Origin of the sequence: Pantoea sp. FN0305 (assembly GCF_050113845.1) — a bacterium.
Classification (GTDB): domain Bacteria; phylum Pseudomonadota; class Gammaproteobacteria; order Enterobacterales; family Enterobacteriaceae; genus Mixta; species Mixta alhagi.
The window spans coordinates 46,547-60,547 of sequence record NZ_JBNJSN010000010.1; the positions used below are offsets into that span (position 1 = coordinate 46,547).

The window sequence follows — 14,001 nt, forward strand, 5'->3', positions numbered from 1 at the left end:
TAAAGCGATGGAATGGGGTAGGCGATCACGCTATTTTGCCTGCGGAGGGCTTAAGAAAATGAATAAAATCCTGTTGGTTGATGATGACCGCGAATTAACTTCGCTGCTTAAAGAATTGCTTGAAATGGAAGGGTTTAATATCGTTGTCGCCTCAGATGGGGAACAGGCGCTCAGCCTGCTCGATGACACCATTGATCTGTTATTACTCGATGTGATGATGCCTAAAAAGAACGGCATCGATACGTTGAAAGAGCTTCGCCAGCAATATCAAACACCGGTGATTATGTTGACCGCGCGCGGCAGCGAACTGGATCGCGTTTTAGGTCTCGAACTGGGTGCCGATGACTATCTACCGAAGCCGTTTAACGATCGTGAACTGGTCGCCCGTATCCGCGCTATTTTGCGTCGTTCCAGCTGGAGCGAACAACAACAGCAGCATGACAACAGCTCGCCAACGCTGGAAGTCGACTGCCTGCGACTCAATCCCGGCCGCCAGGAAGCCAGCTTTGATAACGTTACGCTGGATCTGACCGGTACCGAATTCACCCTACTCTATTTGTTAGCCCAGCATCTTGGCCAGGTAGTATCACGCGAGCATCTCAGTCAGGAAGTGCTGGGTAAGCGCCTGACGCCATTTGATCGCGCCATTGATATGCATATCTCTAACCTGCGTCGTAAGCTGCCTGAACGCCGCGATGGTCACCCCTGGTTTAAAACGCTGCGTGGCCGTGGATATTTGATGGTCTCCGCGTCATGATAAGCAGCCTGACCACTCGCATCTTTGCCATCTTCTGGTTAACGCTGGCGTTGGTTCTGATGCTGGTGCTTATGCTCCCTAAGCTGGATTCACGCCAGCTTACGTCACTGCTGGAAAGCGAGCAGCGACAGGGCATCATGATTGAGCAGCACATTGAAGCGGAGCTTATGCAGGATCCGCCCAATGATTTGATGTGGTGGCGTCGGCTGTTTCGCGCTATCGATAAATGGGCGCCGCCCGGCCAACGTCTGCTGCTGGTTACCAGCGAAGGCCGCGTTATTGGCGCTCAGCATAATGAAATGCAGATTATCCGCAATTTTATCGGGCAATCTGACAATGCCGATCATCCTCTGAAAAAGAAATATGGCCGCGTTGAGCTGGTTGGGCCCTTTGCCGTACGCGATGGCGAAGATAATTATCAACTCTATCTGATGCGCCCGGCCAGCAGCTCCCAGCTGGATTTTATCAATCTGCTGTTTGACCGCCCGCTGTTGCTCTTGATTGTCACCATGCTGATCAGCTCCCCTCTGCTGCTGTGGCTGGCCTGGAGCCTGGCGAAACCGGCGCGTAAGTTAAAACACGCGGCGGATGATGTGGCTAGTGGGAATCTGCGTCAGCATCCGGAACTGGAAGCGGGGCCGCAGGAATTTCTTGCCGCTGGCTCCAGCTTTAATCAGATGGTCAGCGCGCTGGAGCGCATGATGACCGCGCAACAGCGCCTGCTCTCCGATATTTCACACGAGCTGCGTACGCCCTTAACACGTCTCCAGTTGGCCACTGCCCTGATGCGTCGTCGTTATGGCGAAGGCAAAGAGTTAGGACGCATTGAACTGGAGGCGCAGCGCCTTGACGGCATGATTAACGATTTGCTGGTGCTGTCGCGTACGCAGCATAAAAATGCGTTAGTCAGCGAAGCGATGAAAGCAAACCATCTCTGGAATGGCGTACTGGAAGATGCCAAATTTGAAGCGGAGCAGATGGGTAAAAAGCTGGAGGTGCCCTACCCGCCAGGCCCATGGCCGCTGTATGGCAACCCCCATGCGCTGGAAAGCGCGCTGGAAAATATTGTCCGTAATGCGCTGCGCTACTCAAATTCACATATTTCAGTGAGCTTCTCTGTGGATAATCAGGGGATCACAGTGCATGTCGATGATGACGGTCCTGGCGTCAGCCCGGAAGATCGTGAACAGATATTCCGTCCCTTCTATCGCACCGATGAGGCGCGTGACAGGGAGTCCGGCGGCACCGGGCTGGGTCTGGCAATTGTCGAAACGGCTATCCAGCAGCATCGCGGCTGGGTAAAAGCGGATGACAGCCCGCTCGGCGGCTTGCGTCTGACTATCTGGCTACCGCTGTACTCTGTGCGCTAATTTGTTATGCTTCGGCCCTCGTTATCGGGGGCCTTATGCTGAACATCGTCTTATTTGAACCTGAAATTCCACCTAATACCGGCAATATCATTCGCCTGTGCGCAAATACCGGCTTCCAGCTGCATCTGATTGAGCCGCTTGGCTTTACCTGGGATGACAAGCGCCTGCGTCGCGCCGGGCTTGATTACCATGAATTTACCGCGATTAAACGTCACGCCAGCTTTGAGGCGTTCTGCACCAGCGAACAGCCTGAGCGTCTGTTTGCGCTGACAACCAAGGGCACGCCTGCGCACAGCGCGGTTAGCTATCAATCAGGTGATTATCTGCTGTTTGGCCCTGAAAGCCGCGGCTTACCCGCCACGATTCTGGATGCACTACCTCCACAGCAAAAAATCCGCATTCCCATGCTGGCGCAAAGCCGCAGCATGAACCTGTCGAATGCGGTTTCAGTGGTGGTGTATGAGGCCTGGCGGCAGTTGGAATATCAGGGCGCTCTGCTAAAAAGCTGACGCCGACGAAGGGCGACGTCAGATGCCGTCGCCAAACTCAAAGCCGGGGATCGTGCCGTTAAAATGTTGATCCATATCCATGGATGGCTTATCGCTGGCCGGTTTGCCAACGATGCGCGCCGGCACGCCGGCGGCGGTGGTATGCGGCGGCACCGGCTGTAGCACCACCGAACCGGCACCAATTTTCGCCCCGCGCCCAACTTCAATATTGCCGAGGATTTTCGCACCGGCGCCAATCATCACCCCTTCACGAATTTTAGGATGACGGTCGCCGCTGGTTTTACCCGTGCCGCCAAGCGTAACCGACTGCAGGATAGAGACATCGTTCTCAACCACCGCCGTTTCGCCAATCACGATGCCGGTCGCATGGTCAAGCATGATGCCGCAGCCAATACGCGCGGCCGGATGGATATCTACGGCAAAAGAGACAGAGATTTCATTTTGCAGATAGACCGCCAGCGCCCGGCGACCCTCGTTCCACAGCCAGTGGCCGATACGATAAGCCTGCAGCGCATGGAAGCCTTTCAGATAGAGCAGCGGCGTCGAATATTTATCTATCGCTGGATCGCGCTGGCGTACCGCCAGAATATCGCGTGCCGCCGCAGCGATCATTGAGGGGTCATGGCGATACGCCTCTTCGACAATCTCACGAATGGCGATAGCGGGCATAATTGCATTAGCCAGCTTGTTAGCCAGCATATAACTTAGCGCGCCGCCAAGGTTCTCATGCTTAAGCAATGTCGCATGGAAAAAACTGGCCAGCATGGGTTCACAATCCGCCAGGGCACGCCCTTCCGCTTTGATGTTATTCCAGACCAGCTGTAACTCTTCATCCGACATTGCTCTCTCCCGATAAAAAAATAGCGTCCGGTTCGCCCGAGACGCCACAGGTATCCAGCCGGGCCTCCCGCCTCAGCGACTGCTGTTTTCATCCTTGCGGGTACGTCCCAGCAGGTTCAATGCTGCCTCGCGCGCCGATTTTTCGCAATACAATACCTGATAAATTTGCTCGGTTATTGGCATTTCGACACCATAGCGTGCCGCCAGCGCGCGCACCTCTTTGGTGTTGCGATAGCCTTCCACAACCTGTCCAATCTGTGTCTGCGCACTCTCGACATCCACGCCCTGACCCAGCATGATACCGAACCGGCGATTACGTGACTGATTATCAGTACAGGTCAGTACCAGATCGCCCAGCCCTGCCATGCCCATAAAGGTGGTAGGATCGGCGCCCAGCGCTTCGCCAAGACGACTCATCTCCGCCAGGCCTCGGGTAATCAAAGCAGTACGCGCATTCGCCCCAAAGCCGATACCGTCAGAAATACCTGCGCCGATAGCGATCACGTTTTTCACCGCACCGCCCAGCTGCACCCCGATAAAGTCAGGGTTGTTGTAGACGCGAAAACTTTTACCGCAGTGCAGCAGCAACTGAAGATCATCAGCAAACTGCGGATCGGTCGCGGCCAGTGCAATCGCAGTAGGTAAACCCGCCGCCAGCTCTTTCGCGAAAGTTGGGCCGGAGATCACCGCCAGCGGCAGCGTATCGCCAACAATATCGCGCGCCACATCCTGCAGTAAACGTCCGGTTTCGCGCTCCAGCCCTTTGGTGGCCCAAATAATACGCGAGTCAGCACGCAAATGTGGCTTGATCTGCTGTAGCACTTCGCCAAAAACATGACTCGGCACCACAATCAGCAAATCACGACTGGCGGCAACGGCCTGGGCAAGGTCTGGCTCGGTAGATAGCGTGGCGGGAAAAGGCACGTCTGGCAGAAAAGCCACGTTGCAGCGCTCGGATTCCAGCTGGGAGAGATGTTGAGGATTATGGCCCCACAACAGCACCTGATGGCCGTTGCGGGCTAAGGTAATGGCGAGTGCGGTGCCGTAAGATCCGGCACCAAGCACGGTAACTGCTGCGTTACGCTTGTTCATCAGGCATCCTGACGAGGTTCGCCGCCTTCTTCTTGCTGCTGCAGATAGTTCATAAACAGCGCATCGAAGTTAACCGGCGCAAGGTTAAGTTGCGGGAAGGTGCCGCGTGAAACCAGACTGGTGATGCACTCACGGGCGTACGGGAACAGAATATTCGGGCAGTAAGCGCCAAGGCAATGTGCCATCTGGGTGCCTTCGATACCGGAAATAGTGAAGATACCCGCCTGCTGCACTTCGCACAGGAACGCCGTTTCCGTCCCTACGGATGCCGTAACCGTTACGCGCAGCACCACTTCGTAAATACCTTCAGCCAGCTGGCTGGAGGCGGTATCCAGATCCAGTTTAACTTCCGGCTCCCACTCTTTCTGGAAAACCTGCGGCGCGTTAGGCGCTTCAAAGGAAATATCTTTCGTATAAATACGCTGGATCTGGAATGACATTTCGCTGGTGTTTTGTTCTGACATTGTGTTGAGTCCTGTTAGTTAAAAAAATCCATCGTGGTGCCAGTTAAGCCATCATTTCAGCAAAGGATCAAGACCTTCGCGGCTGTCCAGCGCATAAAGATCGTCACAACCGCCAATGTGTTGTGCATCGATAAAAATTTGCGGTACGGTGGTTCGGCCGCTGCGTTTAATCATCTCTTCGCGCTTATCCGCATCACCGTCAATCGGGATTTCCTGGAAAACCACGCCTTTCTGCGTCAGCAGCGCTTTTGCCCGATGGCAGTAAGGACAGGTTGCTTTGGTATAAATCTCTACGTTAGCCATGTTCAGCACCTTGTAAGGTTATTTACCGCGTACCAGCGGCAGATTTTCACTGCTCCAGCCAGCGATACCATCTTTCAGTACGCTTACCTGCTCGAAACCTGCAGCGCTCAGCTGAGAAGCCGCTTCAAAGGCGGAAGTTCCCGTCGCGCAAACTACAATTATGGGCTGAGCTTTATGCTTTTCCAATTCGCTGAACGTGCCCTTTTTAATATCCGCCGCCAGAATATTATGCGCGCCGGAAATATGACCTTTACGAAATTCATCGCGGGAGCGGGTATCCACAACCACCGCATCTTCCTTGTTAATCAGGCGAGTCGCTTCGCCACGGCTGATGGTTTTAACTTTGGAAAACATGCCCTTAAACGTGGTCACGATCACTAAAACCAGCAATACGACCCATGCCAGACACAGAATGGGGTGATTGCTTGCGAATTGCATAATTTCTTGCATGAGGGGTAACAACTCCCGACAGGGTTAATAAGCGAAAAATAGGTTTCTGAGTATACCTGCGCCACCTCGCATGTACAGTCGCGAAGCGGTGAGAGTGTGGTTTTCTGTTGTATAAAGCGGAAAAAATTTGCCGTGGCGCAAACAATACCGGAACCCGACGGTAAAAAGGCGCGGCAGAGGCGGCGATTATCCGCTAATGTCCTTTTAATAAAGCGAATTGCATTCTTTGCTGCCTGCCGTGCGGTAAAAGAAAGGCGTTTGAAACGAACAGAAACGCAAAAGCCAGGCCCATCGCTGGCAAGCGGCTATTCATCATGGAATAATCGACTCCTTATGAGGGAAAAAGCATCAGTTTTACATTCATGGACTTCAGGTAACTTTATGGCCGGTTACGCGCCGTTACACAGCCGTTTGTCCGCGCTCTCCGTCAGCCTGTTATGTGCTGGCGTACTGCTGTTGCCGCTGCATGCCAGCGCTGCGGATGACAATAAATCCCAGCTTAAATCTATTCAGCAAAACATTGCTGAAAAAGAAAAGAGCGTTCGCTTACAAAAAGAACAGCGCAGCAAGCTGCTGGATCAGCTGCAAAGCCAGGAAAAAATCATTGCCGAAGCCAGCCGTAAACTACGGCAAACTCAGCAACTGCTGACCCGTCTGAACAAAGAAATCGATACGCTAAACCATTCTATCGCTCAGCTGCAAAAGCAGCAGACGCAGCAGGAAACCTTGCTGGCGCAGCAGCTTGACGCCGCTTTTCGTCAGGGCAAGCATAGCGGCCTGCAGCTCCTGCTTAGCGGTGAAGAGAGCCAGCGCAGCGAACGCATCCTTTCTTACTTCGGTTATCTTAACGAAGCACGGCAGAAAAATATCGATGAACTGCAGAAAACGCGGCGCGATCTGGCCACGCAAAAAGCGGATTTGCTCAACAAACAGAACCAGCAGAAGTCATTGCTAAGCGAACAGCAAACGCAGCAGGCGCGGCTGGAACAGGCGCGCGTTGCACGGAAAAAAACGCTCGTGACGCTGGAAAGCGCGCTGGAAAAAGATCAGGCCGACCTGGTAGAGATGCGCCAGAACGAAAGCCGCCTGCAGGATAAAATCGCCCGTGCCGAGCGCGAAGCAAAAGCACGCGCTGAGCGTGAGGCGCGGGAGGCGGAGCAGGTGCGTAAGCGCCAGGCGCAAGCGAAAGCCAAAGGCTCTACCTATAAACCCACCGAAAGCGAGCGTTCGCTAATGTCACGTACCGGCGGCCTGGGTCGTCCCGGCGGTCAGGCTTTCTGGCCGGTACGTGGCCGCATCGAACATCGCTTCGGTGAAGCGCTCCAGGGCGAGCTACGCTGGAAAGGCCTGGTGATCGACGCGCCGGAAGGCACCGAGGTTAAAGCCATTGCCGACGGCCGCGTGCTAATGGCCGACTGGCTGCAAGGTTACGGACTGGTGGTGGTGGTCGAACATGGCAAGGGCGACATGAGCCTGTATGGCTATAACCAGAGCGCGCTGGTCACCACCGGCGCTCAGGTAAAAGCCGGACAGCCGATCGCGCTGGTCGGCACCAGCGGCGGCCGTGGCACGCCGTCACTCTATTTTGAAATCCGTCGTCAGGGACAGGCGGTCAACCCACTCCCGTGGTTAGGAAAATAAGTGTTGTTTTCAGTTAAAAGAATGGCCGTGGCGCTAAGCGGCCTGCTGTTCGCCTGTTCGGCGAGCGCTGGTAAATTGGCTATCGTGATTGATGATTTTGGTTATCGTCCCCAGCAGGAAAATCAGGTGCTGCAGATGCCGAACGCTATTTCGGTAGCAGTATTGCCTACCGCTCCGCATGCGCGTGAGATGGCAACCAAAGCCCACCAGCATGGGCACGAAGTGCTGATTCATCTGCCGATGGCCCCGCTCAGCAAGCAGCCGCTGGAGCGGGATACGCTTCAGCCGGAAATGAGCGCTGACGAGATCGCCCGTATCATTCATAACGCGGTAGCTAACGTGCCCTATGCGGTGGGCATGAATAATCATATGGGCAGTAAAATGACCTCCAGCCTGTCAGGAATGCAAAAAGTCATGCAGGTATTGGATCACTACAGTTTTTACTTTCTCGACAGCATGACCATTGGCAACAGCCAGGCGACACGCGCCGCTGCGGGCACGCGTGTAAAAGTCATTAAGCGCCGCGTATTCCTTGATGATAATCAGAACGAAGCAGAGATTCGCAAGCAATTTAATCGCGCGGTGCATCTGGCGCAGCGCAATGGCTCAGCGATCGCGATTGGTCATCCCCATCCTTCTACCGTACGCGTTCTGCAACAGATGCTGCCCAACCTGCCTGCAGACGTAACGCTGGTTCGCCCCAGCCAGCTGTTGAATGAGTCACAGACCCCTTCTGCTGCACCAGCGCCGCAGAAAACCGCGCCGAAGCCGCGTAATCCGTTCCGTGGTGTCGCGATCTGTCGCCTGCCGCAGCCGCTAACGCCGGTGCCGGCAACGCACGCGCTGGAGGTAATTACCGAGAGCGTTGCGCAAAGTCCGCTGGTGAAAAAGATCGGCAGCCTGTTTTGATAGATTGTGCATCGTCAGCGCGGCAGGAAATCTTTATAATGCCGCCCTGATCATTTCTTCCTTCGTGAGCGTAAGGATATGGCGCGATGACGCAAGCTCGACAAAAAATCCTGTTGCTGGATAACGGCAGAGAATGGGGCGGCGGCACCAACAGTATGCTGGAACTGCTGAAGCGTATCGATCGCGACCGTTTCGATATTACCTGCTGTTTTTATTATAATTACCAACGCGGCGAGGGTGAGACCATCGAGTCGGTGCTGAACGCCATCGGCATTCCGGTTATCTTTATTCCACAGCGTAAACAGCCTCTTTCAGCCAAGCTGCAAAAAGAGCTGCTGCGCGCGCTGCTGTTTTTCAGCCGCTCGCTGAAAAAGCGCGTGGCTGAGACGATCGATCGCCGCTGGCGCGTTGAGCCTAACGCACTCAGGCTGCGTGAGCTGCTGCTGCAGGGTGGGTACGATACGCTCTATATGAACAACCAACCCAGTACTAACGTTGAAGGTTACCTGGCGGTCGCCGATATTCCCGTTTCTCTGGTACAACATTGCCGTATTGAGCCGCTGCTGACTCCGCAACTGGTCCGCATGATTAATCAGCGGGTCAATGCGGTGATAGCCGTTTCTCATGGCGTCTGCCAAACCCTACGCTCCAGCGGCGTTGATCCTTCACGCTGCTTTACGGTCTCCAACGCCATCGATATCCATCAGCCTCTGCCCGATCGTTGTACGGTTCGCGCCCGGCTTGGCCTGCCGGAAGAGTGTTTTTTATTCGGCAGTATTGGCTCGCTTATTGCCCGTAAGGCGACACATCATACTCTGCAGGCGCTGGGCGCCTTTCAGCAAGCCTGCCCGCAGGTTAACTGGCATATGGTAGTGGTCGGCACAGGCCCGGAGCTGAACAGCCTGCAACAGCTGGCTGTGCGGGAAGGCATTGCCGATCGCGTGACGTTTACCGGTTTTCGTAATAACGCGCTCGATTATCTGGCGGCCATGGATGTTTTTGTGCTGGCCTCTAAAAGTGAAGGTCTGCCGCGCGTGGTGCTGGAAGCGATGCTGGTTAATACGGCGGTAATCGGCTCGAATGTGGTGGGCACCGCCGAGCTGGTTGATAATGGGCAAACCGGGCTGCTGTTTGAATATGGCGATACCGCACGCCTTTGTGCGCATATGCAGGCGCTCTGCCAGGATCACGCCCTGCGCCAGCAGCTGATTTCACAGGCTAATGCCAACGTTAAATCTCACTACGCTATTGAAAATTATGTGGCGGGCGTCGAAGCCCTGTTGCGAAGCGTGGCAAAGGAATCTTCTTCTCATGTTTGAATTTTTAAATCCTCAATACCGTCATATCCAGTCGCGGCACAATATCCCCTATACGCAGGCGGAGGTGCAGGGCGAGGTGCCTGTTACCTCCATTGTGATCCCCTGTACCGGCGCAGACTTTATTGAGGAAGCCGAGCTAAGCGCACTGTTTGCTTCACGCTATGCCGAACGGGCAGAAGAGATTGTTATTGTCAGCGATCAGCCCGCCGCGCTTTTCCGCAATTTGCCGCCAAAGACGCGCGTGGTCACGCTGACGGTGCCGGACCGTGAAGAGAGTTATCGCTATAAGCAAATCTATCGCAGCCGGTTAATTAAGCTACAGGCACCGCTTCAGGCACAAACCGACGGTATTTTGATGATCGATTCTGATCTTAACCTGTTGCAAATGCCTGAAATAAATATGAAAGCAGCACATATCTACTCCAGCTTTCGTCAGGGTAAAATGATTGCCAAGCTGGATAAGGCGGCGCCAGAGGATCAGCCCGCCTATTATTCACGGACGGTACGCCCTTTTCTGGTCGATCACGTTAATGGCGCATTCCTGGCCGCTACGCGCCAGACCTGGAAGCGTATCTGTCCGCTGTGGCTGACGCTGTTTCAGGATACCTGGGAGTTGATGGATGATTCACAGCCGCCGACGGATCAGCTACCGCTGGCCGCCCTGCTGGATTTGCTGGATCTCAAAACCGTTAACCTGGGTGAATGGATGAACTGGCCAGTCTCCAAACGTATCGGCGGTCAGGAAGCCACTATTCCGAAAGAAGTGATTGGCGCGCATGGCGGATTTCCGCTGAGCGAATGGCAGAAATATCTTCAGTCTGCGGATGCGCCGCTGCTGTTTAAAGGTCAGGACTATACGCGTAAAGTGCGTTACCTGACCGATGCAGAAAAGAAACAGTAAGCGTGCGGCTGCCCGTAGCGTGCTGATGCGGGCAGCCGATCATCATTAATCCCAGCTCAGCACCACTTTGCCTGAGCGCCCCGAACGCATTTCGTCAAATCCCTGCTGGAACTCATCAATGCTATAGCGATGGGTAATTATCGGTGTCAGGTCAAGTCCAGACTGGATCAGCGCGGCCATTTTATACCAGGTTTCAAACATCTCACGGCCATAGATCCCTTTAATAAACAGCCCTTTAAATATCACCTGATTCCAGTCGATCGCCATATCCGATGGAGGAATGCCCAGCAGCGCAATACGCCCACCGTGATTCATTGCCTCCAGCATGGTGCGGAACGCAGGCGGCGCGCCTGACATCTCCAGCCCGACATCAAAGCCCTCGGTCATGCCCAGCTCGCTCATTACCTGCTTGAGTGATTCACTGCTGACGTTAACCGCACGCGTGACGCCCATCTGACGCGCCAGCCCCAGACGATACTCATTCACATCGGTAATCACTACGTGACGCGCGCCAACGTGCTTACATACCGCCGCCGCCATAATCCCGATCGGCCCGGCACCGGTAATCAATACATCCTCTCCGACCAAATCAAAGGAGAGCGCGGTATGCACCGCGTTGCCAAAGGGATCGAAAATCGCTGCCAGCTCATCAGAGATGTTATTGGGGATCTTAAAAGCGTTAAACGCTGGAATGACCAGATATTCCGCGAAACAGCCCTGACGATTAACCCCGACGCCAACGGTATTACGGCAGAGATGCGTGCGCCCAGCGCGACAGTTACGACAGTGGCCGCAGGTGATATGCCCTTCTCCCGAGACGCGATCGCCAACAGCGAAGCCTTTAACCTCCTGCCCAATCGCAACCACTTCACCCACATACTCATGGCCGACAATCATCGGTACCGGAATGGTTTTTTGCGACCATTCATCCCAGTTATAAATATGAATATCGGTGCCGCAGATAGCGGTTTTACGGATTTTAATCAGAAGGTCGTTGTGGCCGGGTTTCGGGATCGGCGCATCGGTTACCATCCAGATCCCTTCTGTTGCTTTTAGTTTTGCCAGTGCTTTCATAGCGACTTTCCTCAGGCGATAACGCCAAGCTGTTTACCAATGCGCGTAAAGGCTTCCACCGCACGTTCAAGCTGCTGATGCGTATGCCCGGCTGAAATTTGCGTACGGATACGCGCCTGCCCCTGCGGCACTACCGGATAAAAAAATCCGGTTACGTAGATGCCTTCATCCTGCAGCAAACGCGCAAATTCCTGCGCCACCTTTGCTTCACCCAGCATCACCGGAATGATGGCGTGATCGGCACCGGCCAGGGTAAAACCTGCATCGGTTAACGCCTGACGGAAGTAGCGGGCGTTATCCCACAGGCGTTGCCGCAGGCCATCGCCGTCGCTCAGCATATCCAGTACCCGCAACGAGGCGCTAACGATCGCCGGCGCCAGCGAATTAGAAAACAGATAGGGCCGTGAGCGCTGGCGCAACCACTCTACTACCTCTTTTTTTGCCGCCGTATAGCCGCCGGAAGCGCCTCCAAGCGCTTTGCCCAGCGTGCCGGTAATAATATCGACGCGCCCCATCACCTCGCAGTATTCATGCGTTCCGCGACCACCCGCGCCCACAAAACCTACCGCGTGCGAATCATCCACCATCACTAACGCATCAAACTCATCGGCCAGATCGCAAATACCGCGCAGATTGGCGATAACGCCATCCATAGAGAAGACGCCATCCGTAGCGATAAGAATATGACGTGCGCCTGATGTACGTGCCTCTTCAAGGCGCGCGCGCAGCTCTGTCATATCGTTGTTGGCATAGCGATAGCGCCGCGCCTTGCACAGGCGCACACCGTCAATGATCGAAGCATGATTCAGCGCATCGGAAATCACCGCATCTTCCGGCCCCAGCAGAGTTTCAAACAGCCCGCCATTGGCGTCAAAACAGGAGGAGTAGAGGATCGCATCTTCCATACCGAGGAATTCAGCCAGTCGCTGCTCCAGTTGCTTATGGATATCCTGCGTGCCACAGATAAAGCGCACCGATGCCATGCCAAAACCGTGACTCTCCATCCCTTCCTGGGCCGCCAGGATTAATGCCGGGTGGTTAGCCAGCCCAAGATAGTTATTGGCGCAAAAGTTAACGACCTCCTGACCCGCCGCAAGGCGAATCTCAGCCTGCTGCGCCGAAGTAATAATCCGCTCCTGCTTAAACAAACCTTCCTGTTGCGTTACTGCCAGCTGTTGCTCAATTTGACGATAAAAATCCGCAGGCATTTTTATTCTCCGTGACCGGCTTATAGTCGGCACATCATACTGAACGCTGTCTCGCCAAACGATAATCGACGCAACAGAATGTGAATTTTGCAGCATATATCACGCCTGATGCTGGGGTTACATTTCGTTACGGACTCCTCTGGCTGCCTGTCTGCCAATGAAATGTTATGATGAACGTTATTTAGGTGTGGAACCTCCCGTTCCGCCTCACTGTTTAAGGTTAAGCACATGATTATTGTGACTGGCGGCGCCGGTATGATCGGCAGCAATATTGTTAAAGCGCTCAATGATGAAGGTATTACCGATATTCTGGTGGTGGATAACCTGAAAGACGGCACCAAATTCGTTAATCTGGTTGACCTTGATATCACTGATTACATGGATAAAGAGGATTTCATTGCCAGCGCAATGGCCGGTGATGACCTGGGTGATATTGAAGCGGTTTTCCATGAAGGCGCCTGTTCCTCCACCACCGAGTGGGACGGCAAGTACATGATGGATAACAACTATCAGTACTCGAAAGAGCTGTTGCACTTCTGTCTGGAGCGCCAGATCCCCTTCCTGTACGCTTCCTCGGCGGCCACTTACGGCGGACGCAACGACAACTTTATTGAAGAGCGCCAGTATGAGCAGCCGCTGAACGTTTACGGCTACTCGAAAATGCTGTTCGATCACTATGTGCGTCAAATTCTGCCGGAAGCGGATTCTCAGGTGTGTGGCTTCCGCTATTTCAACGTTTACGGACCGCGTGAAGGTCATAAAGGCAGCATGGCAAGCGTTGCCTTCCATCTCAATACGCAGTTGAACAACGGCGAGAATCCCAAATTGTTTGAAGGCAGCGATAACTTCAAGCGCGACTTTATTCACGTCAGCGATGTGGCTGCGGTGAATCTGTGGTTCTGGAAAAAAGGCGTTTCCGGCATTTTTAACTGCGGAACCGGCCGTGCCGAATCTTTCCAGGCCGTAGCGGATGCCGCGCTGGCTTACCATCAAAAAGGGGCGATCGAGTACATTCCTTTCCCGGAAAAACTCAAAGGGCGCTATCAGGCTTATACCAAAGCGGATCTGACTAATCTGCGGGCAGCGGGCTATGACAAACCGTTTAAAACTGTGGCCGAAGGCGTAGCTGATTATATGGCCTGGCTGAACCGCGACGCATAAGGA

The 14,001-nt window shown here is 54.2% G+C and carries 15 protein-coding genes; 8 read left to right on the forward strand and 7 right to left on the reverse strand.

The window, feature by feature from the left end; translation table 11 throughout:
- The first annotated feature begins 58 nt into the window (after positions 1-58).
- Genes cpxR through trmL form a run of 3 tightly spaced genes read left to right on the forward strand, consistent with a single transcriptional unit; the run spans position 59 to position 2,636 of the window.
- Complete coding sequence (cpxR, locus tag ACQE3Y_RS17955) at positions 59-757, forward strand: envelope stress response regulator transcription factor CpxR (protein ID WP_085069337.1); 699 nt, start codon at positions 59-61, stop codon at positions 755-757.
- On the forward strand, positions 754-2,127 hold the full coding sequence (cpxA, locus tag ACQE3Y_RS17960; protein ID WP_426974937.1) for an envelope stress sensor histidine kinase CpxA: 1,374 nt from the start codon (positions 754-756) through the stop codon (positions 2,125-2,127). Before cpxR ends, cpxA begins: the two co-directional genes overlap by 4 nt.
- A 35-nt stretch (positions 2,128-2,162) precedes the next feature.
- The gene (gene trmL / locus ACQE3Y_RS17965; protein ID WP_085069334.1) at positions 2,163-2,636 is read left to right on the forward strand and encodes a tRNA (uridine(34)/cytosine(34)/5-carboxymethylaminomethyluridine(34)-2'-O)-methyltransferase TrmL; all 474 of its coding nucleotides are present in this window, start codon (positions 2,163-2,165) and stop codon (positions 2,634-2,636) included.
- Between the two features lie 18 nt (positions 2,637-2,654).
- Here trmL and cysE read toward each other — a convergent pair whose 3' ends face one another.
- The 5 genes from cysE to ACQE3Y_RS17990 all read right to left on the reverse strand — a co-directional run bounded on the left by cysE (position 2,655) and on the right by ACQE3Y_RS17990 (position 5,785).
- Positions 2,655-3,476, reverse strand: a complete 822-nt coding sequence (cysE, locus tag ACQE3Y_RS17970; RefSeq protein WP_085069332.1) for a serine O-acetyltransferase — start codon at positions 3,474-3,476, stop codon at positions 2,655-2,657.
- 72 nt (positions 3,477-3,548) lie between these two features.
- On the reverse strand, positions 3,549-4,568 hold the full coding sequence (gene gpsA, locus ACQE3Y_RS17975) for an NAD(P)H-dependent glycerol-3-phosphate dehydrogenase (protein WP_426982187.1): 1,020 nt from the start codon (positions 4,566-4,568) through the stop codon (positions 3,549-3,551).
- Positions 4,568-5,032 (reverse strand): protein-export chaperone SecB, encoded by a 465-nt coding sequence (gene secB, locus ACQE3Y_RS17980; protein WP_085069328.1) that lies wholly within the window; start codon positions 5,030-5,032, stop codon positions 4,568-4,570. Before secB ends, gpsA begins: the two co-directional genes overlap by 1 nt.
- A gap of 51 nt (positions 5,033-5,083) precedes the next feature.
- Positions 5,084-5,335: a glutaredoxin 3 gene (grxC, locus tag ACQE3Y_RS17985; RefSeq protein WP_085069326.1), complete on the reverse strand. Its 252-nt coding sequence runs from the start codon at positions 5,333-5,335 to the stop codon at positions 5,084-5,086.
- An 18-nt stretch (positions 5,336-5,353) separates the two neighbouring features.
- Entirely contained in the window at positions 5,354-5,785 is a 432-nt protein-coding gene (locus ACQE3Y_RS17990) for a rhodanese-like domain-containing protein (RefSeq protein ID WP_085069324.1), read from the reverse strand.
- Between the two features lie 333 nt (positions 5,786-6,118).
- On the opposite strand from ACQE3Y_RS17990, the gene envC reads away from it, so the two are divergent.
- From envC to ACQE3Y_RS18010, 4 genes are all read left to right on the forward strand, one after another.
- Entirely contained in the window at positions 6,119-7,426 is a 1,308-nt protein-coding gene (gene envC / locus ACQE3Y_RS17995) for a murein hydrolase activator EnvC (protein WP_426982188.1), read from the forward strand.
- Positions 7,427-7,447: 21 nt separating this feature from the next.
- Positions 7,448-8,335 (forward strand): divergent polysaccharide deacetylase family protein, encoded by an 888-nt coding sequence (locus ACQE3Y_RS18000; RefSeq protein ID WP_426974969.1) that lies wholly within the window; start codon positions 7,448-7,450, stop codon positions 8,333-8,335.
- 86 nt (positions 8,336-8,421) lie between these two features.
- Positions 8,422-9,654, forward strand: a complete 1,233-nt coding sequence (locus ACQE3Y_RS18005) for a glycosyltransferase (RefSeq protein ID WP_426974935.1) — start codon at positions 8,422-8,424, stop codon at positions 9,652-9,654.
- Positions 9,647-10,555 carry a hypothetical protein gene (locus ACQE3Y_RS18010; protein WP_426974934.1) on the forward strand — a complete coding sequence of 303 codons (909 nt, stop codon included), beginning with the start codon at positions 9,647-9,649 and terminating at the stop codon, positions 10,553-10,555. Before ACQE3Y_RS18005 ends, ACQE3Y_RS18010 begins: the two co-directional genes overlap by 8 nt.
- 45 nt (positions 10,556-10,600) lie before the next feature.
- On the opposite strand, the gene tdh is transcribed toward ACQE3Y_RS18010, so the two are convergent.
- Positions 10,601-11,629, reverse strand: a complete 1,029-nt coding sequence (gene tdh, locus ACQE3Y_RS18015; RefSeq protein ID WP_426974933.1) for an L-threonine 3-dehydrogenase — start codon at positions 11,627-11,629, stop codon at positions 10,601-10,603.
- An 11-nt stretch (positions 11,630-11,640) separates the two neighbouring features.
- Positions 11,641-12,837, reverse strand: coding sequence for a glycine C-acetyltransferase (locus ACQE3Y_RS18020; protein ID WP_426982189.1), 1,197 nt, complete (start codon positions 12,835-12,837; stop codon positions 11,641-11,643).
- Positions 12,838-13,065: 228 nt separating this feature from the next.
- Here ACQE3Y_RS18020 and rfaD point away from each other — a divergent pair, with 228 nt between their 5' ends.
- The gene (gene rfaD, locus ACQE3Y_RS18025; RefSeq protein ID WP_426974931.1) at positions 13,066-13,998 is read left to right on the forward strand and encodes an ADP-glyceromanno-heptose 6-epimerase; all 933 of its coding nucleotides are present in this window, start codon (positions 13,066-13,068) and stop codon (positions 13,996-13,998) included.
- Positions 13,999-14,001 lie beyond the last annotated feature (3 nt).

Bases quoted from the DNA above. Each gene is read 5' to 3' on its own strand.
- cpxR (WP_085069337.1), top strand. From the start codon at position 59: ATGAATAAAATCCTGTTGGTTGATGATGACCGCGAATTAACTTCGCTG.
- cpxA (WP_426974937.1), top strand. From the start codon at position 754: ATGATAAGCAGCCTGACCACTCGCATCTTTGCCATCTTCTGGTTAACG.
- trmL (WP_085069334.1), top strand. From the start codon at position 2,163: ATGCTGAACATCGTCTTATTTGAACCTGAAATTCCACCTAATACCGGC.
- cysE (WP_085069332.1), bottom strand. From the start codon at position 3,476: ATGTCGGATGAAGAGTTACAGCTGGTCTGGAATAACATCAAAGCGGAA.
- gpsA (WP_426982187.1), bottom strand. From the start codon at position 4,568: ATGAACAAGCGTAACGCAGCAGTTACCGTGCTTGGTGCCGGATCTTAC.
- secB (WP_085069328.1), bottom strand. From the start codon at position 5,032: ATGTCAGAACAAAACACCAGCGAAATGTCATTCCAGATCCAGCGTATT.
- grxC (WP_085069326.1), bottom strand. From the start codon at position 5,335: ATGGCTAACGTAGAGATTTATACCAAAGCAACCTGTCCTTACTGCCAT.
- ACQE3Y_RS17990 (WP_085069324.1), bottom strand. From the start codon at position 5,785: ATGCAAGAAATTATGCAATTCGCAAGCAATCACCCCATTCTGTGTCTG.
- envC (WP_426982188.1), top strand. From the start codon at position 6,119: ATGAGGGAAAAAGCATCAGTTTTACATTCATGGACTTCAGGTAACTTT.
- ACQE3Y_RS18000 (WP_426974969.1), top strand. From the start codon at position 7,448: ATGGCCGTGGCGCTAAGCGGCCTGCTGTTCGCCTGTTCGGCGAGCGCT.
- ACQE3Y_RS18005 (WP_426974935.1), top strand. From the start codon at position 8,422: ATGACGCAAGCTCGACAAAAAATCCTGTTGCTGGATAACGGCAGAGAA.
- ACQE3Y_RS18010 (WP_426974934.1), top strand. From the start codon at position 9,647: ATGTTTGAATTTTTAAATCCTCAATACCGTCATATCCAGTCGCGGCAC.
- tdh (WP_426974933.1), bottom strand. From the start codon at position 11,629: ATGAAAGCACTGGCAAAACTAAAAGCAACAGAAGGGATCTGGATGGTA.
- ACQE3Y_RS18020 (WP_426982189.1), bottom strand. From the start codon at position 12,837: ATGCCTGCGGATTTTTATCGTCAAATTGAGCAACAGCTGGCAGTAACG.
- rfaD (WP_426974931.1), top strand. From the start codon at position 13,066: ATGATTATTGTGACTGGCGGCGCCGGTATGATCGGCAGCAATATTGTT.